The organism is Sporosarcina sp. P1 (assembly GCF_002743155.1).
GTDB classification, from domain to species: domain Bacteria; phylum Bacillota; class Bacilli; order Bacillales_A; family Planococcaceae; genus Sporosarcina; species Sporosarcina ureae_B.
In genome coordinates, this window is sequence record NZ_PDYS01000001.1 from 230,255 (window position 1) to 253,839 (window position 23,585).

Here is a 23,585-nt window from a genome sequence, read left to right on the forward strand (position 1 = left end):
GAATCAGAAGGGAGCGATTATATGTTTTCTACATTAGAAAGATCAAGCAGAATTCAGGACTTGAGGAACTTTTCGTTCGATGTTTTAGTTGTCGGTGGGGGAATTACAGGCGCGGGTATCGCATTGGATGCAGCTATGAGAGGATTTTCGGTTGCCCTTGTCGATATGCAGGATTTTGCAGCGGGCACATCTAGCCGTTCAACAAAGCTGATACATGGTGGTTTGCGTTATTTGAAACAACTGGAAGTGAAAATAGTGGCAGAAACGGGAAAAGAACGGGAAATTGTCTTCCGTAATTCCCGTAATATCACGAAGTCCAGACCGATGCTGTTGCCGATCTATCAAAAAGGAACGTATGGCAAGTACTCCACTTCTACAGGACTTCTCATTTACGATTTACTGGCAGGTGTAAAGCGATCAGAAAGACGTGAAATGCTGACAAAAGAAGAAACGGCTGAACTTGAACCATTACTGAAAAAGGATCGGTTAAAAGGAGGCGGGCATTATGTGGAGTATCAGACTGATGATGCACGTTTAACGATTGAGGTACTAAAGAAAGCAGCAGAAAAAGGTGCGCTTTGCCTAAACTATATGAAATGCGAACAATTCAACTTTGAGAAAGATCGTGTCGTGGGTGTGGTCTTAAGTGATCAACTAACAGGCGAAAGGTTCTCCGTAGGGGCTTCTATGGTGATCAACGCATCAGGTCCATGGGTTGACGAGTTGCAGAAGAAAGTCACCACCAAAAATAAAAAACAATTGCATATTACAAAAGGTACTCATATTGTAGTAGATCAATCTATCTTTCCATTGCAGCAAGCAGTATATTTTGATAATTCAGATGGTCGAATGTTATTTGCCATTCCACGAGATAATAAAACGTATATTGGCACGACTGATACATTTTATACGGATGATAAACAGCATCCTATCGCGACAGAAGATGATATACACTATATCATCGATGCGGTTCATGAGATCTTTCCAAGCATTCATCTGCAACGTCAACATGTGGAATCTACATGGGCTGGAATCCGTCCATTGATCGCACAAGAAGGCAAAGCTGCTTCTGAAATCTCACGAAGAGATGAAGTGTGGGAAACAGTCCCTGGATTGTTAACGATTGCAGGAGGAAAGTTAACAGGCTACCGGCAGATGGCGGAAGTCGTGGTGGATCGAATTGATGAACAGTTAGAAAAGCCTTCTATCAAGCGATGTGAAACTAAGAATATGCCGGTCTCTGGAAGTGATTTCATAGACGATGAAGCTTTAAAACAATTTATTGGTCTGCAGGCTAAAAGAGCTCCACAGTTCGGCTTAACTTCACAGCAAGGAGCACGACTTGCTTCCTTTTATGGAAGAAATAGTGATCAAGTGTTCCGATTCGCCCATGCGATTTCAGCAGAAGAGAATAGTTTGCCAATAAGTTTACGTGCAGAGATTTTATATAGTATTCATTGTGAAATGGCCACATCGCCAAGTGATTTCTTTATCCGGAGAAAAGGGGATTTATATTTCCAAATCGATGTTGTGGAATTATTAGCGACACAAGTAACAAACTATATGGCAAAGTTACTGCATTATACCGACAGCCAGAAAACCATTTATGAAAACGATTTAAAAAATGCGATTGCTGAAGCGAAAGGAAGTGCAGGTTCATGACAGACCAGTGGATAAAGATGCGTGATGGTACTAAAGTGTACAGTACGAGTTATACACCTAAGACCAAGCCAATAGCTCGTGTACATATCATTCACGGATTGGCTGAACATAGCCGTCGCTATGAACGATTTGCACAGTACTTGCTGTCACAAGGGTATGTCGTGACGTTGCATGACCAAAGAGGCCACGGAAAGACAGCCATAGAAAACGGCTATGTCTACGGCTATCTGAGTGACTCTGCTACATTCGACCAATTGGTAGACGATGCATTTGAAGTGAATCAATCCTATCAACTGCAATATCCTGAACTTCCGTTAGTACTCCTTGGACATAGTATGGGTTCGTTCGTTGCAAGGCGCTATATCCAGCTATACGGTTCAACAATAAATCAAGTGATCTTATTAGGTACTGGAACCAATTCTGAGCTCATTGCACATGCTGCGATTGCATTGGCTGCGTATAGAGAAGAGAAGTTCCCTAAAGAGCAACCGGATGAGTTTTTGAATGGTCTGGTCTTTGGTAATTATTCAAAACAATTTCCTAATGAAGGGGAATTTGCATGGTTATCACGCGATGTAGATAGTGTAACTGATTATGAAGTAGATGAGGCATGCGGATTCGTGCCTACTGCTCAAATGTTCCGCGTGTTGTTAGAAGGATTAAATTCTTTGGAAGCGCCTGAATTCTTGTTGAATATTCCAAATGAACTACCGATTTTATTACTCTCAGGTACAGATGATTTAGTAGGAGACCGTGCTAAAGGAGTTTGGAAAGTAGCCAAACAATTCGATAAAGCCAATCAACAGCAAGTGACTGTTCAGCTCTATGAAGGCGGAAGACATGAGATGCTTCAGGAAACCAACTATAAACATGTGTATACGACTATCGTAGAATGGATGAGACGACATGAATCTACCCGTTGATGTACTAGCAATAGTAGGGCCAACTGCTTCAGGTAAGACAGCGCTTAGTGTAGCGCTTGCAAATTTGTTTGATGGGGAAATCATTAATGGAGATGCCATGCAAGTATACAAAGAATTGGATATCGGCACAGCAAAGATACATCATTCTGAAATGCAAGGAATCCCACATCATTTCTTTGATGTGAAAGAACCAACGGAATCGTTTTCCGTAGCAGAATATCAACTAGCCGTCAGACAATGGATAGCAGATATTCAATCTCGCGGAAAACTACCCATACTTGTCGGTGGTAGCGGAATGTATGTGCAGTCTGTTTTGTTTGATTATCGATTTACAGAACAAGCAGCTGATCCTGAAGTGCGAGCGCGTTTAGAACGAGAACTTGAATCTGAAGGTGCAGATGTATTGCATGCAAGACTTGCAGAATTGGATCTGAAAAGTTCAGAAAAAATACATCCAAATAACCATAGAAGGCTAGTACGTGCGTTAGAAATCCTTGAAGTGACGGGTCAAACAAAACAAGATCATGAACAACAGCAAGGAAATCAACCCATGTACCATTCTTTAATTATTGGATTAGATCTCCCACGACAATTACTGTATGAACGAATCGATCTGCGTGTAGAACAAATGGTTCAAGCGGGATTATTTAATGAAGTACAGCAACTGTGGAATAAAGGAATTCGCCAAACTCAATCAGTACAAGCGATAGGTTATAAAGAACTGATTTCCTATTTTGACGGCCAATTAACAAAAGAGCAAGCAATAGAAGCGGTAAAGAAAAATACACGCAATTACGCAAAAAGGCAGCTAACATATTTCCGTAATAAATTGCCTGTCCAGTGGGTTGATGCTAATCAGCCAGCGGAAGAAATATTTCAAACAACCTGTAAGATAATAAAGGGTTTTAAGAAGTGAGTATGGAATAACTAAATAACAGTGACAAGGAGGCAATTGAATGACACAAGGAAATATGCAAGATACGTTTTTAAATTCTTTACGGAAGAATAACACATTTGTTACGATTTTTTTATTAAATGGTTTTCAGTTAAAGGGTCTAATTAAGTCGTATGATAATTATACGGTGCTGCTGGAAACGGATGGCAAGCAACAACTAATTTATAAGCACGCGATTTCCACGTATTCTCCTGCAAAACCAGTTATTTTAAAAGATGAACTATAAACAGGCGCTTGCCTGTTTTTTTATTGTCTTTCTTTTAGTATATAGACTTCATCTGGTAAAATAGAATATGACAAAATGAAATGAGGTACTACACATGCAAATTGCACCCATTAATGAAGAATTACTAACTAAATCAAAAGAAGCGGAAGAACTCATCGCGCCGTATGTGAAGACGGTAGAAGAAGTTGCATTTTTTAACCAAAGAAAAGTCTTACAAGCATTCAAAAAAAATCAAGTAAGTGACTTTCATTTATCGGGATCAACAGGTTATGGCTATGACGACAGTGGTCGTGATGTATTGGAACAAGTATATTCGGACGTATTCGGAGCGGAAGACTGTCTTGTAAGAAATCAAATCATTTCCGGAACGCATGCAATTACAATTAGCTTGTTTGGAATATTGCGCCCAGGTGATGAACTTCTATATATTACAGGTAAACCATATGATACGTTGGAGTCTATCATTTCGGGCAAAGGGAAAGATACTGGTTCACTAGAAGATTTTCAAATTTCGTACCAGCATGTTGATTTGAAAGAAAATGGTTCCGTTGATTATGAGAAAGTAAAAGAAACAATCTCATCGAAGACGAGAATCGTAGCGATTCAACGTTCTAAAGGCTATTCAAGCAATCCCTCATTCAGAATCCATGAAATTGAAGCGATTATAAAGGAAGTCCGCAACATGAAAGAGGATGTTGTAATCTTTGTAGATAATTGCTATGGAGAATTCGTTGAAAGGAAAGAGCCCGTTGAAGTTGGGGCAGATCTTATGGCAGGCTCACTTATTAAAAATCCAGGTGGCGGACTTGCCAGAACAGGTGGTTACATAGCGGGTAAGAAAGACTTGGTTGAGAAATGTGCATATCGTATGACATCTCCAGGTCTTGGAGCCGAAGCAGGAGCTTCTCTCGATACGTTACTAGAGATGTATCAAGGTTTCTTCTTGGCACCACACGTAGTTAGTCAGGCGGTTAAAGGCGCGTTATTCACATCGGCATTTTTCGGTAGCTTCGGTATGAATACGACACCGCATTACAGTGAGCTTCGTACGGATTTAATTCAATCAGTGAATTTTAGGAATGCGGAACAAATGATTGCATTCTGCCAAATGATTCAGCAAAATTCACCAATCAATGCCCAATATGCACCGGAACCATCCTATATGCCGGGTTATGCTGATGACGTCATCATGGCTGCGGGAACGTTCATTCAAGGCTCCAGTATCGAATTGACAGCTGACGGCCCGATCAGACCGCCATACACAGCATATATTCAAGGCGGATTGACTTATGAGCATGTAAAATCAGCTGTACTAGATTCTATGGAACAGTTACTTGAAAAGAAATTGGTATAAAGAAAAAAGTGTATCAAAACCTCATGTGGTTTTCGATACACTTTTTCTTTATTAATGAATCATACGGAATACACCAATCACTTTTCCTAAAATAGAAACTTGATCTACAATGATTGGCTCCATGGATGAGTTTTCTGGTTGGAGTCGGAAATAGTCTTTCTCTTTAAAGAAACGTTTGACTGTTGCTTCATCTTCTTCTGTCATAGCTACGACAATTTCACCATTACTTGCGGAGTGCGTTTGTCTGACAATCACGCGGTCTCCGTTTAAAATGCCGGCTTCGATCATGCTATCCCCTACAATCTCCAACATGAAGATTTCCTCTTCTGATGAACCGAATGTATCCGGCAATGGGAAGTACTCTTCAATATTTTCAATCGTTGTAATTGGATTCCCTGCTGTAACTTTACCAATTAACGGTACATGCATAACGCCACTTTTTAACTCGTCCAGTCCTTCAGGATCCAAAATTTCAATGGCGCGTGGTTTTGTCGGGTCCCTACGTATGAAGCCTTTACTTTCGAGTCGTGATAAGTGACCGTGGACCGTAGAACTTGAAGCTAGACCGACAGCTTCTCCAATTTCGCGAACGGAAGGGGGGTACCCTTTTAAACGCACTTCATCTTTTATAAACGCAAGTATTTCTTCTTGTCTCTTTGATATTTTCTTCAACAGATTCACCTCTTCTACTAGTTTGCGAGCAATGGAATACTGAACCACTATTTTGAATATAGTATAACATGTGTTCGATTACTAATCAAACAAAGGTTCTAATTTTACTTGACATAGAATCATATGTTCTCTTATAATTAAGAACAAGTATTCCGAACGTGTATTCTAAAAGCGAAAATTAGAGGAGGAATTATAATGGAGTCTATTAAAGAATTTATTAAAAATAATTATTATTTTGCAGTATTATTAGCAGTTTGTGTATCATTTGCTTGGGTTCAATTCGATAAAATGGCTGAGGAAGATCTCTATATGGAAATCGTTGTTAATGAAGGGGATACACTGTGGCAGTTGGCTTCTAATTACTCACAAGATATACCGACCACCCACTGGATCGAACAGGTACGTTCTTTAAATGAATTACCTACGGATCAAATCGTTTCAGGTGAATTACTGCGGGTGCCTGTTAAAATTAATAAACAAACAGATATTCGAGTAGCTGAAATAGGAGTGGGAACTAAATGATTGAAAAGAGATGTGTAATATACTGCCGAGTGAGTACGGAAAAAGAAACACAAGAACAATCTATTGTAAGGCAGCAAGAAGAACTTGAAAAATTAGCTACTGAGTTATCATATGATTGCGTTGGAATCTATACAGATCGGCAGAGTGGATACGACATGGATCGTGAAGGTCTTCTATCGATGTTGGATCGAATTCAAGACGGTTCAGTGGATGCAGTATTTATTCAAGACGAAACACGATTAGGACGAGGTAATGCAAGAGTCGCAATATTGCATGTAATCGCTAAAAGTGAGACGACTGTGATTACCAATCATTCAAACGGTACGATAGAACTGAATGAAATGGATTCAATGTTATTAGAAATTCTTGCAATCGTAGAAGAATATCAACGCAAACTACATAATGCGAAAATACGTAGAGGGATGAAGCGTGCTGTTGACAAAGGCTATGATCCATCGAAGAATCTGCGGAATATTGACCAAGCATTGGGGCGTGAAAGACTTGAGCTTCCGATAGAAGAAATTGTCTCACTCCGTAACAAAGGTCTCACGTATGAAGAAATTGCAAATGTATTAAATGGATTAGGTCATGCTGTCAGTAAGGCGACGGTTCATAGAAGATATAAAGAGTTTTTAGCTCTGGAACGCTAATAGGTTGCACTTTTCCTCCAGGTTGTTTACATTTTATTAAACGACTAACTTATGGAGGTTTTTAAAGGTGCTCTCAGAAAAGAAAATAAAACGCATAAATGAATTGGCAAATAAAAAGAAAACAACAGGATTATCGATTGAGGAAGCAAAAGAACAGACGCGGCTTAGAAAGGAATACTTGGAAACATTCCGTTCAAGTATGCGTGAAACTATCGAATCTGTCAAAGTAGTGGACCCAGAAGGAAATGACGTAACACCTGAAAAGGTCAAACAAGCTAGAGCCAATTTAAAACCACTAAATTGATGATAGGTAAAGGATTAACATTGTAATTAATTGTGGAATTGACTACACTATAGAAGGAATATGTACTATAAAACACTCATATGAGGCAGGATGGAAAGGATGTACAGCATGACCGAAAAAACCGATCAACTGGCAATAACGACAATCCGAACATTATCAATCGATGCGATTGAAAAAGCAAATTCTGGTCACCCAGGATTACCGATGGGCGCAGCGCCGGTGGCTTATACACTATGGACGCAACATTTACACCACAATCCATCAAACCCACAATGGTTCAATCGTGATCGTTTTGTACTTTCAGCAGGACACGGCTCGATGTTACTATACAGCTTATTACATTTAAGTGGCTATGGTTTAACTATTGATGACTTGAAAAGTTTCAGACAATGGGATTCAAAGACACCTGGACATCCGGAATATGGACATACAGTAGGAGTGGAAGCAACGACTGGACCACTTGGCCAAGGAATTGGTATGTCTGTAGGTATGGCAATGGCTGAAAAACATTTAGCGTCAACGTATAACAAGCCAGGTTTCGATATTGTCGACCACTACACATATGCACTTTGTGGAGATGGTGATTTGATGGAAGGTGTAGCGGCAGAAGCAATCTCCATGGCAGGCCATCTTCAATTAAACAAACTGATCGTACTATATGACAGCAACGACATTTCTCTAGATGGCGATTTGGATATGTCATTCTCCGAAAACATTAGAAAGCGTTTTGAATCATATGGCTGGAACTACTCACGAGTAGAAGACGGCAATGATACAAAAGCTGTTTCTGATGCAATCGAAAAAGCAAAAGGTAATACAGGTGGGCCAACAATCATTGAAGTGAAAACTGTGATCGGCTATGGTTCACCAAACAAATCTGGTAAAGCAGATGCACACGGTGCGCCATTAGGTGAAGATGAAATGGCACTTACGAAAGAGTATTACAAGTGGACATTCGAAGAGGACTTCTACGTTCCAGAAGAAGTCTATGACCGTTTTAATTCCGCAACGGACCAACTAGGTGTTCAATCAGAGCAACAATGGAATGATTTATTCGCAAGCTATGAAAACGAGCACAAAGAATTGGCAGCACAGTTTAAACAAGCGATTGCAAATGAACTTCCAACTGATTTAAAAGAACAAATGCCAGTTTATGAAGCGGGTGCTTCTGTAGCGACTCGTTCAGCATCAGGTGATTCAATTAATGCATTAGCTAAAGCAGTTCCAGCTTTATTCGGTGGGAGTGCAGACCTTGCAGGTTCGAACAAGACGACGATCAAAAATGCCGGTGATTTTACTGTAGACAACTATGCAGGCCGTAATATATGGTTTGGTGTTCGTGAATTCGCGATGGGGACTGCTTTAAACGGCATGACTCTTCACGGCGGAGTGAAAGTATTTGGCGGAACATTCTTCGTGTTTAGCGACTATGTACGTCCTGCTATTCGTCTGTCAGCATTAATGGGCTTACCTGTTACTTATGTCTTCACACATGACAGCGTAGCGGTCGGTGAAGATGGACCTACTCATGAACCTGTTGAGCAATTGGCTTCATTACGTGCAATGCCTGGATTGTCTATCATCCGTCCAGCCGATGGAAACGAAACATCTGCAGCATGGCATATAGCTGCCACTTCAAAAAACACACCAACTGTCTTAGTATTGTCTAGACAAAACCTTGAAGTATTGCCTAATTCACAAGAACTTGCGATGGAAAATGTCTCAAAAGGTGCGTATGTTATATCACCTGCTACTAAAGAGCAAGCGGATGGTTTATTGCTTGCAAGTGGCTCGGAAGTAAGTCTTGCGGTTGAAGCACAGAAAGCTCTTAAAGAGCAAGACATCGACGTCAGTGTCGTCTCCATGCCTTCATGGGATCTATTTGAGAAGCAAGACCAAGTGTATAAAGATTCTGTTCTTCCAAAGAATATCAAGAAGAGAGTGGCGATTGAGATGGGAGCTTCTCTTGGGTGGCATAAATACTCGGGCGATGAAGGAACTGTCATGGCAATCGATACATTCGGTGCAAGTGCGCCAGGCGACTTAGTCATTGAAAAGTATGGCTTTACGGTTGAAAATGTTGTGCATGAAATGAAAAATCTAGTAAATAACTAAATACCCAGCGCACGGCTCCTAGAGTCGTGCGTTTTTTGCGCAGCTTTACGACAATAATAGTGAGGAAGTTTTCCGCAAACTGACACGATTTACTGAGGACAAGTTCTATGATAGACAGTAGGAGGTGTTCGTTATGAGGAAGTATGAAATTTTTAAGATTAAGTCAGCGTATCAATCCTTCATAATGGGTCGTGAACGTTTATTATTTGAGCTACTAACAGTAGGTCCTTCTACGAACTATCAAGAAATTGAATATTTATGTGATCAATTAAATCAAAGAGAACTGGATCATATCATTCAGAATAACTTGGCAAAAAGTTTTGATGAACTGGATTCATACCATAATGAATACCGTTTGACACACTTAATCAAAGGAGAAGTCTTCATCAAAATGGGAACGCATAGTATACAAGTGTATTGCCAAGGATCACGCATGTTGGATCTAGATTTATTTGTAGCGCTCTCTACTTCAACAGATCGTTTTTTTGCCGTGATGAATGAACAGGAAGAATGTGGGTGGCTCAAGCCACTTAAACACTCAGAACGCATGATACTAGAAAATTCGATGATGTAAAAACTTCCGCACAATTTGTGTACAGTCATTGCTATTCACTGCTGCTATGTTGTATAATCCTTCTTGGTAGTATGTAATCGAACTATTTTTATGAGGGGGGTTTGGCAGTAATGACTTTATGGATAGCAATTTTATTGATCGTCGTCGCTTTGATCGGCGGAGTAGCTCTCGGCTTTTTCATAGCACGTAAATATATGATGAATTATTTGAAGGACAATCCGCCAATTAATGAACAAATGTTACGTATGATGATGATGCAGATGGGACAAAAACCTTCACAAAAGAAAATTAACCAAATGATGGCTCAAATGAACAAGGTTCAAGACAAGCCAGCTAAAAAAAAATAAGTAAAACTCCGTGATTAGCAAATTCGCTAGCACGGAGATTTTTTATTTTTTACCATATAGTATTGTCAGGAATATAAACGGAAACGATTCAAAAATCTTTGAACCGTTTGTAGATATTCATCAGGGTTATCATTATACGATTTGGCATGTGCTCCTTTTGCGAAAAGCTTCAACATTTTATCGCCTTCTTTTAATTCATATAACTCTTCCGTCATTTGAGGCAAAATGAAAGTGTCTTCCATGCTGTGAATGAATAACACGGGTTTATCAATAAATTTCATCACTTCACGAGGAGAAACAGCCGCAGAAGTATAGCCATCACGAATCTTTAAAAATAAATTGGCGATTCGTAAACTCATGGACGTTTTAAACGGCATCTCCGTACGAATAATATGCAGTAGTTGCTCTGAGAAATCCGAGAACGGACAATCGGATATATAGAAATCTGCTTCATCTTCATACGTACCTGCGTATAAAAGCGTAGTGGCGGCTCCCATAGATTCTCCGTGGATACCAATTAAAGCGCGCTTACCTACACGTTTACGTACAGCTGTTACAACTTCCTTCAAATCCATTTTTTCATAAAATCCAAAACTTGTTGTTTTTCCACCAGAATCACCATGTCGACGATGATCAAAAATAACAGAATTAAATCCTAAACGTTCAAACAGTCGAGCATATTTGATGGAATTCACTTTGTTCTCCGTTACACCATGGCAAATAACAACTGTTCGCGTTGTATCTAAAGGCCGTAAGAAAATGGCGCGTAAGTTATAGCCGTTAGGTGATGGAATCCAAATATCGTCTTTTCTTACAGTTTCAAACCACTGACGATCAAAACGTTTAGCGATCATCTCGCGCTGTAAAATAACTTCTGAGTCTTTTGTTTTTAAATACATCAGGCGATTGGTTACAAGGATACCGAAAAATGTTAGAAAGGCTGTAATAACACTTGACGTTATACCGATAATATAAACTACTCTACGTTTCAACAAAATCCTCCTTTCTATTTACTTTCTTCTTGTATATAAATTATACATCGCCGTTTCAATAGGACGGGACAGATAAGGTGCAACTACATCTACTGCTGCACATATTTTGTCCATATCAATCCCTGTAGCTATATCGACTGACTGCAATAGGTATAGCACATCCTCCGTCGCGACATTACCTGTAGCGCCAGGCGCAAAGGGACAGCCGCCTAGGCCACCGGCAGACGTTTCAAATCGATCAACGCAGGCTTGCAAAGAGGCGTAAATAGTAGCCAAACCTAATTTACGGGTATCATGGAAATGTGCTGTGATTAAAATGTTCGGAAATTGCTTTTTCAGTTCATGAAATAAAGTGAAACTGGCTAAAGGGTTTGCCATACCATCAGTATCTACCGCACTTAATTCATCTACACCTATATCGACAAACTTCTTACAATGAGCTAGAGTTTTTTCAAGTGGAATAAAACCTTCATACGGACAGTGAAATGCTGTCGAAATACAAGCCCTGACAAAATGATAATTATTTTTAAGCTGATGGATAGTCGGTCGTAGCGTCTCTATACTCTCCGCAGTGGATCGATTGATAGTATGTTGATTGAATGTATCACTGACTCCTACAAACACTGCTACGCTATCTCCACCAGCTTGGAGGGCATTCTCAACACCTTGTGCATTGGGCGTGAGAACAAGTTTCCTGCCTAGTTTGCTTACCCGTTCCATAATCTCTTTGGAATCTGACATTTGACGAACCCACTTAGGCGATACATAGGAAGTGATTTCCATTTCATGTAAACCTGTTCGCTGCAAAGCATGTATAAAAGCTAATTTTTGATCGGTTGGAATACTGTTTTTTTCATTCTGTAAACCATCGCGTGGTCCAACCTCGATTAACGTCACGGTTTTTGGTAAACTATACATAAACATCCCTCCCCTAATCTATTGTACGTAATATAAGCGAATTAGGGCAATGTAAAACCCTTGTCAATTAAATGGATAATAATAAAAAATAGTACTCTTTATCTAATAGAAAGTAGTGAATAATATGTCGAAAAAACAACGAAAAGTATCAAGTAATCAAAGGAAGCAAATCACAGATGATTCTGCAACTTCACTTTCGGACTTAATGAGCGAAGATATGTTAGCGAAATTAAAAGGCATGAAGCAAGAAATGAAAGTGGAAGAAGAAATAAAACTCGAACAAGAAAAAGAAAAACGTATTCAAGAGCGAAAAGAACGTGAAAAAAATAAAAGTTTTGAAGAATTACTAGAGGAATATGGATATGATGGAACAAAGCATAGAGAATACTAAGCGTGCAAGTAGCTATACTAGTCAAGTAATTCCTTTATAAAAGTCTTTTACAAAGGAGATGGATAAATGCGGTTCTTGTATATTACGTATCGTAAGAAACAAGATATTCAAAAAGTACCTATATCCGAAAACCTTTTGAAACGTGTTCATGCAGCACCTATTGAGCATCCGATTGTTTATTGGTTGCAAAAGAATGTAGAAACTATTGAAATACTAGATTCTGTTATATATTATGATTTAACTAAAGAAATGGTAGAAAGTTTTTATAATACATTATGGGATGCGCATGCGGAAAAAACTAAGGCGTCTCCAAGACCTTGGAAATTCTTGCCCATCCCTGCTGACGAACAGTATATATATCCGATTGCACAATATGAAAAAGAATACGGAGTCACGTATTATGAATCTATATACAAATACATAACGGTTCTTGGAGTCATATTAAATATCTTTGACTTTGATGCTAATCAATTAATTATATTCATTCAATAAGATGGAAGAATATATCCAGGAGGATGTAAGATGAAACAGATCGATGTTAGGCTTTATGAATATTTACTAGCAAAACTTCCTGAAATTACAACTTCTTGGCTGGCAATGAGAAAAGTGGAAAAGGATTCTATTTACTCGCTTAATGCACAACCGGAAATGGAAGAAACACTTCGTGAACAAAATAAACTTACAAATTTAACAGTCATCAGCAGTTTACTTGATGATCCTGAAATCTTTGAGAAGAACAAAAGTAAATGGGCAGCGGTTGTCGCTCTAAGTAGAGTGAACAGCAATACACCTATAGAAGATGTAATTGATGCATTGAGTAATGTGCGTTTAACCTATTGGCGCTTCGTAAAAGAATTTTATTTGGTCCATAAAGAGGAAATTACAATTGAAGATTATATGCGGTGGAGTGACACAATTAATAATGCATTTGATCAGATTTATATTAATTTCGCACAAACTTATAATGAATACATCAACAGCAAGTTCGATATCCAACAAAGCTTAATTAATGAATTAAGCTCACCCGTCATAAAAATTACCGAAAAAATTGGCGTAGTACCGCTAATTGGAGATATGGATGAACTGCGTGCACGCAGTATGTTAGAAAGCATTCCTGATAAAAGTTTAGAGTCTGATATTGAACATTTATTCATTGATTTATCTGGAGTGAACGTGATTGATACACTGGTAGCACAGCAGATTTTTCAAGTGACAAAAGTGTTATCCCTATTAGGAACAAGATGCACAATTACAGGCATCTTACCAGCAATTGCTCAAGCGTCAACAGAGCTTGGTTTAGATTTTAAGAATATCCAAACGTTTAGTTCTTTACAATTAGCATTTTCAAAAGAATTTTTAATTGTAGAACAGTAAAAAAACCAAGTCACTCATAAAGTGGCTTGGTTTTTAGTTTTTATTTATGTTTTTCTTGGAAATCAAGCATGAATTTCTGTAAAGCCTGACAAGCTTCAAATGGTACTGCGTTGTAAGTGGAAGCACGACATCCGCCTACGGAACGGTGACCATTCAACCCGACAAATCCCGCCTCTTTAGCTTCTTCTAAGAACTGTTTTTCCAGCTCTTCATCCGCTACACGGAACGTGATGTTCATCAATGAACGACTATCTTTTTCAGCATGTCCTTTATAGAAACCGTTGCTGTTATCGATCGCATCATAGATTAGATTCGCTTTTTCTTCATTGCGCTTCGCAATCTTTTCTATGCCGCCTTGTTGTTGCATCCAACCAAGAACTTCACCCAACATGTAAATACCGAAAGATGGAGGAGTATTATATAAAGAGTTGCTTGATGAATGCGTTTGGTATTTCAAAATAGCTGGAATGCCACTATTCGCATTGTCCAACAAGTCTTTGCGGATAATCGCAACTGTAACACCTGAAGGTCCAAGGTTTTTTTGTGCACCTGCATAAATCATTCCGAATTTACTGATGTCAAGTGGTCTTGACAGAATGTCACTGGACATATCCGCTATTAACGGAACATTTCCAGTGGAAGGGAACTCGTGGAATTGTGTACCGAAAATCGTGTTATTCGAGGTAATATGCACGTATGCATCTGTTTCTTCAAATGTAATTTCCTTAGAGGATGGGACGCGATTATAATTTGTGTTTTTTGTAGAAGCTACTTCGTATACTTCACCGATTGTCTTTGCTTCTTTAAGAGCTTTATCTGACCATGCACCCGACATAATATAGCCGGCTTTTTTTCCCTCTGCTAAAAAATTCATAGGCACCATTGCAAATTGTAGACTAGCTCCCCCTTGCAAGAATAGCACTTCATAGTTTTCAGGAATTGTGAATAAAGAACGCAAACGTTCAATTGCTTGATTATGTACTTGTTCATAAGTAGCACTGCGGTGACTCATTTCCATAATAGACATCCCTGATTCTTTGAAATCCACTAGTTCAGCTTGTGCTTTTTCAAGAACTTCGCGTGGAAGAGCGGATGGACCCGCATTAAAATTATAGACAGACTTTCGGTTACTCAACAAAATCACTCCTTCATTAATTTACAACTCTAAAACAAAGTATATATGAAAAATCATACATGGGGAATAGCTATCTGCCAATTCGCAATAAATTGCTCAATTAACAAGAGGATTGTCTTGTTTGTTTCATTGCGAAAATGGGTAAATTATAATCCAGCAGCATCTACATAAGCATGTAAAGTTTAGATCACATAAAGCCGAAATGAGGGACATAGTATGAAAACAGGTGGACGCAGAAAAAGTTCAAATGTAGAGGATCGAAGAGGGAAGAGTGGCGGAGGCGGTGCGATTGCATTAGGCGGTGGTGGTCTTGGAATTGTCGGTATTATATTATTTCTCATTTTAGGCGGAAATCCGACTGATTTATTAGATAATAGTTCAGCAGTACCTGATCAACCATACGTGGAAACCGAACAAGATAAAGAATTGGCAGATTTTGTTTCGGTTGTGCTTGCGGATACTGAAGACATTTGGTCGGAGTTATTTGCTCAACAAGGAATTCAATATGAGAACCCCACGCTGGTACTTTATTCAGGACAAGTGGATACAGCTTGTGGATATGGAAGTGCAGCTGCAGGACCATTTTATTGCCCGGGTGATCAAAAACTGTATATTGACTTAGCATTTTATAATGAATTACAGAATTCATTTAAAGCGCCCGGTGATTTTGCTATGGCCTATGTTGTAGCCCATGAAGTAGGACACCATGTGCAAACGCTCCTTGGAATTTCAGATCAAGTTATGCCGCTCCGTCAAAAAATGAGCGAAGAAGAATTTAATAAATATTTAGTGAGATTTGAATTGCAAGCAGATTATTTTGCGGGTGTCTGGGCACATCATGCGAAGGGACGCGGATACTTGGAGCAAGGAGATTTACAAGAAGCAATTACTGCCGCCGGTGCGGTTGGTGACGATACGATCCAAAAGCGTGCGAGAGGCTATGTTGTTCCAGAGAGTTTCACCCACGGAACAGCAAAACAACGAATTTATTGGTTCGAACATGGCTTTGAATTAGGAACTATTGATGGTGGAGATACATTTAATCAAACAGAAAAATAAAAATCGCGAACGTCACTTTTAAGTGACGTTCGCGATTTTTTATTTTGTTGCGGCTATAGCAGGATCAACTGGAATACTTCCTTCTTTTTCATTGCGAAGTCTTTTAATATCTACCCGAATGAGTAACGAAATTATTAGAGCCACCGCGAATAAGCCAGCGAAGAATAATAAGCTGCTTTCATAACTACCTGTGGTGTCTTTCATCCATGCAGCAAACATCGGTCCAGCTACTCCCGCTGCAGACCATGCTGTCAAAATATAGCCATGGATGGCCCCAAGTTGTCTTGTTCCAAAAATATCGCCAATATAAGCCGGGATAGAAGCGAAGCCTCCTCCGTAGCATGTATAGATCACGGCTAGAATGACTTGGAAAATAATTGCGTTTGTAGTGAATGGTAAAATAGAAAATAAAACAAGTTGAATGACAAAGAACGTGGTATACGTATTGGGACGGCCGATATAATCCGAAATTGCAGCCCAGCCAAGTCTTCCGGCTCCGTTAAAGATGCCTAGCACACCAACTAAAGCGGCTGCCTGAATAGTCGTCATGCCAATACTATCAATCGCCATTGGTTTGGCAGCGGAGAGAATGGCGATACCGCATGTGACATTAATGAACAACATAAGCCATAAATAATAAAAGCGTTTCGTTTTGACTGCTTGATTGGCTGTCAATTGAGCAAGATCTTCTTTAACTTCCGTTTTACCTGAACGAATTTTTTCAATAAACCCAGGCGGTGCCCAACCTTCCTCTGGCTTTTCTAGATACAAAGAAGAAAATAACATTATTAGGAAATACGATACACCGAGAATATAAAAAGTGTTTTGTAATCCCACGTTGCTGATCAAGTATTCCATGATTGGACTACTGATGGCTGCAGCGAACCCAAAGCCCATGATGGCCAGTCCTGTAGCAAGCCCCCTGCGGTCCGGGAACCATTTGACGAGTGTAGAAACAGGTGCAATATATCCTACTCCTAAGCCGATTCCGCCGAGCATACCGTAAAAGACATACAGCAAAGGCAATGAAGACATACCTACTGCGAGTCCGGAACCTGTCACTCCCACTCCGAAGAACACAGCTGCAAGTAAACCTGCTTTTCTTGGGCCATATTTCTCTACAAAGTGACCTAAAAAAGCAGCTGATAAACCGAGAAATAAAATGGCTATACTAAACGTCAGCTGTACTTGGCTTGTGGTCCATCCAAATTCGTCAATGAGTGGATTAGTGAAGTTACTCCAGGCATAAACAGATCCTATAGAAATGTGAATACCTACTGCAGATAACGCAATCAGCCATCGGTTCTTCGTTTTTTTCATTCGTAGTCCTCCTTTTAACAAACCTCTCCTATAGCTTTAATTCCAGTACCCAAACACTTTGACTAATCGGTAGTGTAAAAGAAATATTGATAAAGTCCCCGGTTACAAAATGACAATAGTTAAACGATTACTGGAATGTAGGATAGGATTAAGGAGTATATTATTAGCAATTCACAAAGTTGTCAATATTATTTTTTCATATAGTTGGAAAAAGACTGGTGGCATCCATGACGATTCTTTCGGGATGAGTGTACACGTTAAAAGATTCTCCACGAATGAATCCGACCGTCGTGATTCCTAAATCATCTGCTAAATTCAAAGCTAATTCAGTAGGTGCAGATTTTGATAATACGATTTCACAACCGATCTTGGCGACTTTTAGTAAAATTTCGGATGAAATACGCCCACTGAATACAATGATCTTATCTCTAACCGAAATATTATTTTTCAGACAGTGACCATAAATTTTATCTAACGCATTATGGCGGCCGATATCCATACGTGATAATAATAATTGGTCTGGTGCGCATAAAGCAGCATTGTGAACGCCACCAGTATGTCGGAACATTTCTGCCTGTTCTTCCATTTGATTCATCAAAGAAAATATTTGTGTGGGTATCAGTTGAACAGAGATACTATCCATCTTTTTCGCTGTCAGTGCATCATTTGCAAAGATATATCCTTGTCTGCTCATGCCGCAACAAGATGTGATATAGCGTTTATTCTGTAATTGTTCAAAGAAAGGATAGACTTTGTCTGTATTGACGTAAATAAAGCCATTTTCGAGATCAAGTCGAATGTCTTTGATTTGTTCCCATTTCGGTACTATTCCTTCTGAAGCTAGAAAGCCCACAGTCATATCCTCGATATATTCCGGAGTACATACAATCGTCGCAAATTCTTTATTGTTCAGTTTAATTGTGATTGCATATTCAACGGCGACTTGATCTGCTTTTTCAAAGACTTTCCCATCCTGAAATCGAATAATGGATCGTTGTTGTTGCTGTTCCATAATCCTTCCTCCTTTCAGTCAATCGAACGATCGAATAAAAATACCGAAACCGCAATATCATCATCAATTTTAAAATCGCTGAATAAGTGCAAAAACTTCGCCTCGACTAATTCCTCCAAGCCTACAGGTGGTTCTTTTGCATAAACAGCCTGAATCATACTAGTTCGTGCGCGGTGCACCATCTCTTTTCCTTCTGGCGTTCCGGCTATGAACTTTTCAGTCGGAGTCAAATTACCATAGAGAGTAGAGACCACCATATTATCTATAAATATGGTATGAATTCGTTCAGGACCCTTGCCAAATAAGTCTTTTCGTAATTTACGGATGATATCATTAAACTCATGAATTTTTTTCATAGGACACTTCCTTTACTTATATACAGAATAATCTAATTATTTAAAGATAGCCATTGTATTATACGCTTTATTACTTTATACTAAATATATATAAGATGGAAATCTAGTATGCGATTGCTAGAAGTTCATCAACCTACATGTAATAGTAAGTATGGATCGGTTCTTTAGCAAGTCCTGTTAAGAAACTATTCCACCATAAAAAATACCGTCATGACGGTTTTTTTATGGTGGATTTTTTATTTGAGAAGGAGGACGCCTGTATGTCAATTTCAATCAATGATAAGATTTTAAACTTCGAACCAGGGTCGACGCTCATTCAAATCATCAATGCAAATAAGATAGAGCACCCTCAAATATGTTATTTGCCAGAAGTCGACCCGATACAAACATGTGATACGTGCATCGTGGAAGTAAACGGCCAGTTAACACGTGCTTGTTCAACACAAGCAGTCGACGGCATGGATGTCAAATTAGCGTCCCCGCGTGCTAAGGAAGCACAAACGGAAGCAATGGATCGAATTTTAGAAAATCATTTACTATATTGTACCGTGTGTGATAACAATAATGGAAACTGTAAAGTACATAATACCGTGGCACTTTTGGAAGTGGAAGAACAAAAATATCCATACGAACCGAAATGTTCAAAAGATGCGGTGGATTTCACTCATCCGTTCTATCGTTATGATCCCAATCAATGCATCGCATGCGGTCAGTGTGTGGAAGTGTGTCAAAACTTACAAGTAAATGAGACGCTTTCAATTGACTGGGAACGCGATCGTCCCATTGTTTTATGGGATGGCGGAGCGAAGATTAATGATTCTTCTTGTGTAGGCTGTGGCCATTGTATTACCGTTTGTCCATGCAACGCCCTGATGGAAAAAACGATGCTTGGTGAAGCTGGATTTATGACGAACATGAGTGACGAGTTGATGGAGCCTATGGTTGATTTGATTAAGGATGTAGAACCAGGTTACAGCAGTATCATGGCGATTTCCGATGTTGAATCCGCGATGAGAGAATCCACAATCAATAAAACAAAAACCGTCTGCACATTTTGTGGAGTAGGTTGTTCGTTCGAAGTCTGGACGAAAGATCGTACAATATTAAAAATTCAACCGGTTTCCGAAGCGCCTGTCAACCAGATTTCGACTTGTGTCAAAGGGAAGTTCGGTTGGGATTTCGTGAATAGTGAAGAACGCATTACAACGCCTCTTATTCGTAAAGGTGACGAATTTGTTGAAGCATCCTGGGATGAAGCGTTGGATCTAGTCGCGAAAAATCTAGGTCAAATCCGTGACGAACATGGTAAAGACGGAATCGGTGTCATCTCCTCATCTAAAATTACGAATGAAGAGAACTACGTCATTCAAAAATTTGCTCGGCAAGTGTTTGGTACAAATAACGTAGACAATTGTTCCCGTTACTGCCAGTCCCCCGCGACAGACGGGTTATTCCGTACTGTTGGAATGGGTGGCGATGCTGGAACTATTAAAGATATTGCTAAAGCGGGCTTGGTCATCATTGTAGGTGCCAATCCTGCAGAAGGTCATCCTGTTCTTGCGACACGTGTAAAGCGCGCACATAAGCTACACGGTCAAAAGTTAATCGTAGCCGATCTCAGAAAGCATGAAATGGCTGAACGCGCAGATATCTTTATGACACCTCAACAAGGAACGGATCAGGTCTGGCTAATGGCAGTGACAAAATACTTAATCGATCAAGGCTGGCATGATCAGCAATTCATTGAGGAGAATGTTCTGCATTTTGATGACTTTACTGAAGTATTAGATCGCTATACACTCGAATATGCAGAAGAGGTAACAGGTGTTTCAAAAAAAGTATTGATTCAAACAGCTGAAATGATCCGTGATGCGGATGGTACATGTATCTTATGGGGAATGGGTGTTACGCAAAATACAGGTGGTTCCGATACTTCAGCAGCCATCTCCAATTTATTGCTAGCATCAGGAAATTACCGTCGTCCAGGCGCAGGTGCTTATCCTTTACGCGGACACAACAACGTACAAGGTGCATGTGATATGGGAAGCTTGCCTGGTTGGTTACCTGGCTATCAGCATATTACAGACGATGCAGCACGAGAAAAATTTGAACGTGCTTATGGTGTAGAGATAGAGGGTAAGCCAGGACTTGATAATATTCAAATGCTTCACTCGATTGATGCCGGAGTTATGAAGGGTATGTATATTGTAGGGGAAGATATGGCACTAGTGGATTCCAATGCGAATTATGTACACGATGTACTGTCGAAGCTCGATTTCCTCGTTGTACAAGATATCTTCTTCTCGCGTACAGCGCAATACGCAGACGTCATTTTACCGGCAGTACCATCACTTGAAAAAGATGGCACATTTACAAATACGGAACGCCGAGTACAACGACTTTATAAAGCATTGCCGAACAAAGGTAACTCCCGCCAAGACTGGTGGATCATCCAAGAAGTTGCAAACCGCTTAGGCGCTAACTGGAATTACACGCATCCAGGTGATATCTTCGCTGAAATGACAAGTTTGAGTCCTATTTTCGGAGAAGCTTCTTACGAGATGTTGGAAGGTTGGGGTAGTTTCCTTTGGGGAAGTCTAGAAGGAAAGAATACACCACTTCTTTATACCGATGGCTTTAATTTCCCTGATAAGAAAGCGCGCTTTGCTTTATCGGATTGGATTGAACCAGTAAAATTCCCTGATGAATTTGATCTTCACATCAACAATGGCCGTATGCTTGAACATTTCCATGAAGGAAATATGACGAATAAATCAGAGGGGATCCAAGAAAAAGTTCCCAATATATTTGTAGAGATTTCTCCCGAATTAGCAAAAGAACGTGGTGTAGTCACAGGTACCTATGTAAGACTCATTTCTCCATATGGAGCGTTGAAGCTTCCTGCACTTGTCACAGATAGAGTAAGAAAAAATGAATTATTCTTACCAATGAACTCAGTAGATAAGCAATCTGCAATCAACTTCCTAACTGGGCCTGCCACAGATGAACGCACAAATACACCCGCTTATAAGCAGACAAAGGTCCGCATGGAAGTGCTCGAGAAGCAGGGGGATAATCCATTACCTAAGAGTAACCACCGTGATAAAAAACGTCACCCGCAAAATGGTGTAGAAGTAGAACGTAAGTGGAATCGACCAGGATATGTCCAATTAACAGATCAATAATTAGTGAGGTGAATATCAATGGCGGCACCCATAACTTCTATTAAAAGAACAGAACGTTCCGAACTGGAAATACAGCAAGACAAGTTGGCTGAACTACAGAAAAAGATTGCTGAACAAGAAGAGTCTCTGCAGAAAATCATGGAAATCACGGGTGAATTGCATAAGATTGGTGCGTTAGACGCATTACAAGCAATGCTTCATTCAAAAGAAAAGATTACGGGCATAGCGTTAGGTCAAGTATCGAGGGAACCTGTGACAAACTTGCTCAATAATTTGATGGCAGGAGCTGGAATTCTAACCGCACTAGACCCAGCTACCATTCAGCAACTTTCAAAAAGTGTCCAAAAAGGGTTATCTGAAGCTGAGCAAGCGAATGAAGAAGGTCAGAAAACAGGCGTTTTGCAACTGATGAAAGCTATCAATGATCCTGATATCAATCGTGCGTTAACATTCGGTATGAACTTCCTAAAAGGGATGGGTAAGGGTTTAGAAAAACCAGCGGAATAACATTTTTGCGAAAAACGTTACTTTGCTTCATACTGTATTAGATGAGTTCACCCGTTCCCTAGCCTATCTGGCTGGGGAACTTATTCATTCAGTAACATTATTTGTAGGAGATGAAAACATGTCAGCCCAAAGTAAAATTGCTACACATTTAGAAGAACAATCTACAGCACAGAAAAACATCGGAAGACTGCTAGTGAAATGCTCGGATAAACCGGGAATCGTATCCGCGGTCTCAACATTTTTGCTACGTTACGAAGCAAATATCGTAGAATCTAGCCAATACTCAACGGATCCAGAAGGTGGCATGTTCTATCTACGTATCGCATTCCATTTAGACAATCTATTGGATAAAAAAGAAGAAATGGAAGAAAGTTTTAGGGACATTGCGAAACAACATGAGATGGACTATCGTTTTTCATACGCAGTAGAACTAAAACGAACAGCTATATTTGTGTCCAAAGAACCGTATTGTTTGATGGAATTGCTATGGGAATGGCAGAATGGCGATTTGAATACTGATATCGTTGTGGTCATCAGTAACCATGAAGATGCGCGCGGAATGGTCGAAGCACTCGGTATTCCTTTCCATTACATTCCAGCCAACAAAGATATCCGCCAAGATGTGGAGAAGCAGCAAGTAAAGTTAATGGAAGAATACGAAGTGGACGTACTAGTGTTGGCACGTTACATGCAAATACTGACACCTGAATTCGTCAGTCACTTCCCGAATCAAATCATCAATATCCATCATTCATTTTTACCGGCCTTCATCGGCGCACGTCCTTACGAAAGAGCATTTGGACGCGGTGTAAAACTGATTGGTGCCACGTCACATTATGTAACGAATGATTTGGATGAAGGGCCGATCATTGAACAGGACATCGAGCGTGTGGATCACCGAGATGATATTGTTCAATTGAAGAAAATTGGCCGTACCATCGAGCGACGTGTTCTTGCACGTGCGGTGAAATGGCATCTTGAAGATCGAGTGATTGTAGAAAACAATAAAACCATTGTCTTCCATTAAGGGAC

At 39.7% G+C, this 23,585-nt stretch carries 25 protein-coding genes; 18 read left to right on the plus strand and 7 right to left on the minus strand.

The genetic code is table 11. From position 1 onward, the window contains the following. Positions 1 to 21 precede the first annotated feature (21 nt). The 5 genes from CSV73_RS01140 to CSV73_RS01160 all read left to right on the plus strand — a co-directional run bounded on the left by CSV73_RS01140 (position 22) and on the right by CSV73_RS01160 (position 5,120). Positions 22 to 1,662, plus strand: a complete 1,641-nt coding sequence (locus CSV73_RS01140) for a glycerol-3-phosphate dehydrogenase/oxidase (RefSeq protein ID WP_085133302.1) — start codon at positions 22 to 24, stop codon at positions 1,660 to 1,662. Then, a complete protein-coding gene (locus CSV73_RS01145) occupies positions 1,659 to 2,585 on the plus strand; it encodes an alpha/beta fold hydrolase (protein ID WP_099626392.1) in 927 nt (308 codons plus the stop codon). Before CSV73_RS01140 ends, CSV73_RS01145 begins: the two co-directional genes overlap by 4 nt. Then, positions 2,569 to 3,501, plus strand: a complete 933-nt coding sequence (gene miaA / locus CSV73_RS01150) for a tRNA (adenosine(37)-N6)-dimethylallyltransferase MiaA (RefSeq protein WP_085133304.1) — start codon at positions 2,569 to 2,571, stop codon at positions 3,499 to 3,501. The genes CSV73_RS01145 and miaA overlap by 17 nt, the downstream gene beginning before the upstream one ends. Positions 3,502 to 3,541: 40 nt before the next feature. Then, positions 3,542 to 3,766, plus strand: coding sequence for an RNA chaperone Hfq (gene hfq, locus CSV73_RS01155; protein ID WP_085133305.1), 225 nt, complete (start codon positions 3,542 to 3,544; stop codon positions 3,764 to 3,766). A gap of 94 nt (positions 3,767 to 3,860) precedes the next feature. Continuing rightward, the gene (locus tag CSV73_RS01160) at positions 3,861 to 5,120 is read left to right on the plus strand and encodes a methionine gamma-lyase family protein (RefSeq protein ID WP_099626393.1); all 1,260 of its coding nucleotides are present in this window, start codon (positions 3,861 to 3,863) and stop codon (positions 5,118 to 5,120) included. Between the two features lie 51 nt (positions 5,121 to 5,171). Here CSV73_RS01160 and lexA read toward each other — a convergent pair whose 3' ends face one another. Continuing rightward, entirely contained in the window at positions 5,172 to 5,792 is a 621-nt protein-coding gene (gene lexA, locus CSV73_RS01165) for a transcriptional repressor LexA (protein WP_099626394.1), read from the minus strand. 195 nt (positions 5,793 to 5,987) lie between these two features. On the opposite strand from lexA, the gene yneA reads away from it, so the two are divergent. The 6 genes from yneA to CSV73_RS01195 all read left to right on the plus strand — a co-directional run bounded on the left by yneA (position 5,988) and on the right by CSV73_RS01195 (position 10,304). Then, positions 5,988 to 6,314 (plus strand): cell division suppressor protein YneA, encoded by a 327-nt coding sequence (gene yneA / locus CSV73_RS01170; RefSeq protein WP_085133308.1) that lies wholly within the window; start codon positions 5,988 to 5,990, stop codon positions 6,312 to 6,314. Continuing rightward, complete coding sequence (locus CSV73_RS01175) at positions 6,311 to 6,964, plus strand: YneB family resolvase-like protein (protein WP_085133309.1); 654 nt, start codon at positions 6,311 to 6,313, stop codon at positions 6,962 to 6,964. Before yneA ends, CSV73_RS01175 begins: the two co-directional genes overlap by 4 nt. A gap of 67 nt (positions 6,965 to 7,031) precedes the next feature. Beyond that, positions 7,032 to 7,268, plus strand: a complete 237-nt coding sequence (locus tag CSV73_RS01180) for a DUF896 domain-containing protein (RefSeq protein WP_085133310.1) — start codon at positions 7,032 to 7,034, stop codon at positions 7,266 to 7,268. A 108-nt stretch (positions 7,269 to 7,376) separates the two neighbouring features. After that, positions 7,377 to 9,383, plus strand: coding sequence for a transketolase (gene tkt, locus CSV73_RS01185; RefSeq protein WP_099626395.1), 2,007 nt, complete (start codon positions 7,377 to 7,379; stop codon positions 9,381 to 9,383). Positions 9,384 to 9,516: 133 nt separating this feature from the next. Beyond that, the gene (gene sirA / locus CSV73_RS01190) at positions 9,517 to 9,957 is read left to right on the plus strand and encodes a sporulation inhibitor of replication protein SirA (RefSeq protein ID WP_085133312.1); all 441 of its coding nucleotides are present in this window, start codon (positions 9,517 to 9,519) and stop codon (positions 9,955 to 9,957) included. A gap of 110 nt (positions 9,958 to 10,067) precedes the next feature. After that, positions 10,068 to 10,304, plus strand: coding sequence for a YneF family protein (locus tag CSV73_RS01195; RefSeq protein ID WP_029053123.1), 237 nt, complete (start codon positions 10,068 to 10,070; stop codon positions 10,302 to 10,304). A gap of 65 nt (positions 10,305 to 10,369) precedes the next feature. Here CSV73_RS01195 and CSV73_RS01200 read toward each other — a convergent pair whose 3' ends face one another. Further along, positions 10,370 to 11,296 carry an alpha/beta hydrolase gene (locus tag CSV73_RS01200; protein ID WP_099626396.1) on the minus strand — a complete coding sequence of 309 codons (927 nt, stop codon included), beginning with the start codon at positions 11,294 to 11,296 and terminating at the stop codon, positions 10,370 to 10,372. A gap of 18 nt (positions 11,297 to 11,314) precedes the next feature. Further along, positions 11,315 to 12,214, minus strand: coding sequence for a hydroxymethylglutaryl-CoA lyase (locus tag CSV73_RS01205; protein WP_099626397.1), 900 nt, complete (start codon positions 12,212 to 12,214; stop codon positions 11,315 to 11,317). Positions 12,215 to 12,338: 124 nt separating this feature from the next. On the opposite strand from CSV73_RS01205, the gene CSV73_RS01210 reads away from it, so the two are divergent. The 3 genes from CSV73_RS01210 to CSV73_RS01220 all read left to right on the plus strand — a co-directional run bounded on the left by CSV73_RS01210 (position 12,339) and on the right by CSV73_RS01220 (position 13,979). Next, positions 12,339 to 12,605: a YqkE family protein gene (locus CSV73_RS01210; protein ID WP_099626398.1), complete on the plus strand. Its 267-nt coding sequence runs from the start codon at positions 12,339 to 12,341 to the stop codon at positions 12,603 to 12,605. A 66-nt stretch (positions 12,606 to 12,671) separates the two neighbouring features. Next, entirely contained in the window at positions 12,672 to 13,097 is a 426-nt protein-coding gene (locus tag CSV73_RS01215; RefSeq protein WP_085133315.1) for a hypothetical protein, read from the plus strand. Positions 13,098 to 13,127: 30 nt separating this feature from the next. Then, entirely contained in the window at positions 13,128 to 13,979 is an 852-nt protein-coding gene (locus CSV73_RS01220) for an STAS domain-containing protein (RefSeq protein ID WP_085133316.1), read from the plus strand. Between the two features lie 40 nt (positions 13,980 to 14,019). On the opposite strand, the gene serC is transcribed toward CSV73_RS01220, so the two are convergent. After that, positions 14,020 to 15,117: a 3-phosphoserine/phosphohydroxythreonine transaminase gene (serC, locus tag CSV73_RS01225; RefSeq protein WP_099626399.1), complete on the minus strand. Its 1,098-nt coding sequence runs from the start codon at positions 15,115 to 15,117 to the stop codon at positions 14,020 to 14,022. 213 nt (positions 15,118 to 15,330) lie between these two features. Between serC and ypfJ the strand changes: the two genes are divergently transcribed. Continuing rightward, on the plus strand, positions 15,331 to 16,173 hold the full coding sequence (gene ypfJ, locus CSV73_RS01230; RefSeq protein WP_099626400.1) for a KPN_02809 family neutral zinc metallopeptidase: 843 nt from the start codon (positions 15,331 to 15,333) through the stop codon (positions 16,171 to 16,173). Positions 16,174 to 16,212: 39 nt separating this feature from the next. On the opposite strand, the gene CSV73_RS01235 is transcribed toward ypfJ, so the two are convergent. The 3 genes from CSV73_RS01235 to CSV73_RS01245 all read right to left on the minus strand — a co-directional run bounded on the left by CSV73_RS01235 (position 16,213) and on the right by CSV73_RS01245 (position 18,861). Next, the gene (locus CSV73_RS01235; RefSeq protein ID WP_099626401.1) at positions 16,213 to 17,493 is read right to left on the minus strand and encodes an L-lactate MFS transporter; all 1,281 of its coding nucleotides are present in this window, start codon (positions 17,491 to 17,493) and stop codon (positions 16,213 to 16,215) included. A gap of 196 nt (positions 17,494 to 17,689) precedes the next feature. After that, positions 17,690 to 18,505: a formate dehydrogenase accessory sulfurtransferase FdhD gene (fdhD, locus tag CSV73_RS01240; protein WP_099626402.1), complete on the minus strand. Its 816-nt coding sequence runs from the start codon at positions 18,503 to 18,505 to the stop codon at positions 17,690 to 17,692. A gap of 14 nt (positions 18,506 to 18,519) precedes the next feature. After that, positions 18,520 to 18,861 carry a Na-translocating system protein MpsC family protein gene (locus CSV73_RS01245; protein ID WP_099626403.1) on the minus strand — a complete coding sequence of 114 codons (342 nt, stop codon included), beginning with the start codon at positions 18,859 to 18,861 and terminating at the stop codon, positions 18,520 to 18,522. Positions 18,862 to 19,121: 260 nt separating this feature from the next. Between CSV73_RS01245 and fdhF the strand changes: the two genes are divergently transcribed. The 3 genes from fdhF (at position 19,122) to purU (ending at position 23,580) form a co-directional block, all read left to right on the plus strand. Beyond that, positions 19,122 to 22,046, plus strand: coding sequence for a formate dehydrogenase subunit alpha (gene fdhF, locus CSV73_RS01250; RefSeq protein WP_085133322.1), 2,925 nt, complete (start codon positions 19,122 to 19,124; stop codon positions 22,044 to 22,046). 18 nt (positions 22,047 to 22,064) lie between these two features. Then, positions 22,065 to 22,553: a helical membrane plugin domain-containing protein gene (locus CSV73_RS01255; protein ID WP_085133323.1), complete on the plus strand. Its 489-nt coding sequence runs from the start codon at positions 22,065 to 22,067 to the stop codon at positions 22,551 to 22,553. A 118-nt stretch (positions 22,554 to 22,671) separates the two neighbouring features. Then, positions 22,672 to 23,580: a formyltetrahydrofolate deformylase gene (gene purU, locus CSV73_RS01260; protein ID WP_099626405.1), complete on the plus strand. Its 909-nt coding sequence runs from the start codon at positions 22,672 to 22,674 to the stop codon at positions 23,578 to 23,580. Positions 23,581 to 23,585 lie beyond the last annotated feature (5 nt).

What these genes read in the sequence shown, in the direction of transcription:
- CSV73_RS01255 (WP_085133323.1), top strand. Translation starts at nt 22,065, where the DNA reads ATGGCGGCACCCATAACTTCTATTAAAAGAACAGAACGTTCCGAACTG.
- CSV73_RS01215 (WP_085133315.1), top strand. Translation starts at nt 12,672, where the DNA reads ATGCGGTTCTTGTATATTACGTATCGTAAGAAACAAGATATTCAAAAA.
- CSV73_RS01245 (WP_099626403.1), bottom strand. Translation starts at nt 18,861, where the DNA reads ATGAAAAAAATTCATGAGTTTAATGATATCATCCGTAAATTACGAAAA.
- CSV73_RS01195 (WP_029053123.1), top strand. Translation starts at nt 10,068, where the DNA reads ATGACTTTATGGATAGCAATTTTATTGATCGTCGTCGCTTTGATCGGC.
- CSV73_RS01205 (WP_099626397.1), bottom strand. Translation starts at nt 12,214, where the DNA reads ATGTATAGTTTACCAAAAACCGTGACGTTAATCGAGGTTGGACCACGC.
- miaA (WP_085133304.1), top strand. Translation starts at nt 2,569, where the DNA reads ATGAATCTACCCGTTGATGTACTAGCAATAGTAGGGCCAACTGCTTCA.
- ypfJ (WP_099626400.1), top strand. Translation starts at nt 15,331, where the DNA reads ATGAAAACAGGTGGACGCAGAAAAAGTTCAAATGTAGAGGATCGAAGA.
- tkt (WP_099626395.1), top strand. Translation starts at nt 7,377, where the DNA reads ATGACCGAAAAAACCGATCAACTGGCAATAACGACAATCCGAACATTA.
- CSV73_RS01220 (WP_085133316.1), top strand. Translation starts at nt 13,128, where the DNA reads ATGAAACAGATCGATGTTAGGCTTTATGAATATTTACTAGCAAAACTT.
- CSV73_RS01235 (WP_099626401.1), bottom strand. Translation starts at nt 17,493, where the DNA reads ATGAAAAAAACGAAGAACCGATGGCTGATTGCGTTATCTGCAGTAGGT.
- CSV73_RS01145 (WP_099626392.1), top strand. Translation starts at nt 1,659, where the DNA reads ATGACAGACCAGTGGATAAAGATGCGTGATGGTACTAAAGTGTACAGT.
- CSV73_RS01175 (WP_085133309.1), top strand. Translation starts at nt 6,311, where the DNA reads ATGATTGAAAAGAGATGTGTAATATACTGCCGAGTGAGTACGGAAAAA.
- purU (WP_099626405.1), top strand. Translation starts at nt 22,672, where the DNA reads ATGTCAGCCCAAAGTAAAATTGCTACACATTTAGAAGAACAATCTACA.
- yneA (WP_085133308.1), top strand. Translation starts at nt 5,988, where the DNA reads ATGGAGTCTATTAAAGAATTTATTAAAAATAATTATTATTTTGCAGTA.
- fdhD (WP_099626402.1), bottom strand. Translation starts at nt 18,505, where the DNA reads ATGGAACAGCAACAACAACGATCCATTATTCGATTTCAGGATGGGAAA.
- hfq (WP_085133305.1), top strand. Translation starts at nt 3,542, where the DNA reads ATGACACAAGGAAATATGCAAGATACGTTTTTAAATTCTTTACGGAAG.
- CSV73_RS01210 (WP_099626398.1), top strand. Translation starts at nt 12,339, where the DNA reads ATGTCGAAAAAACAACGAAAAGTATCAAGTAATCAAAGGAAGCAAATC.
- fdhF (WP_085133322.1), top strand. Translation starts at nt 19,122, where the DNA reads ATGTCAATTTCAATCAATGATAAGATTTTAAACTTCGAACCAGGGTCG.
- CSV73_RS01140 (WP_085133302.1), top strand. Translation starts at nt 22, where the DNA reads ATGTTTTCTACATTAGAAAGATCAAGCAGAATTCAGGACTTGAGGAAC.
- sirA (WP_085133312.1), top strand. Translation starts at nt 9,517, where the DNA reads ATGAGGAAGTATGAAATTTTTAAGATTAAGTCAGCGTATCAATCCTTC.
- CSV73_RS01160 (WP_099626393.1), top strand. Translation starts at nt 3,861, where the DNA reads ATGCAAATTGCACCCATTAATGAAGAATTACTAACTAAATCAAAAGAA.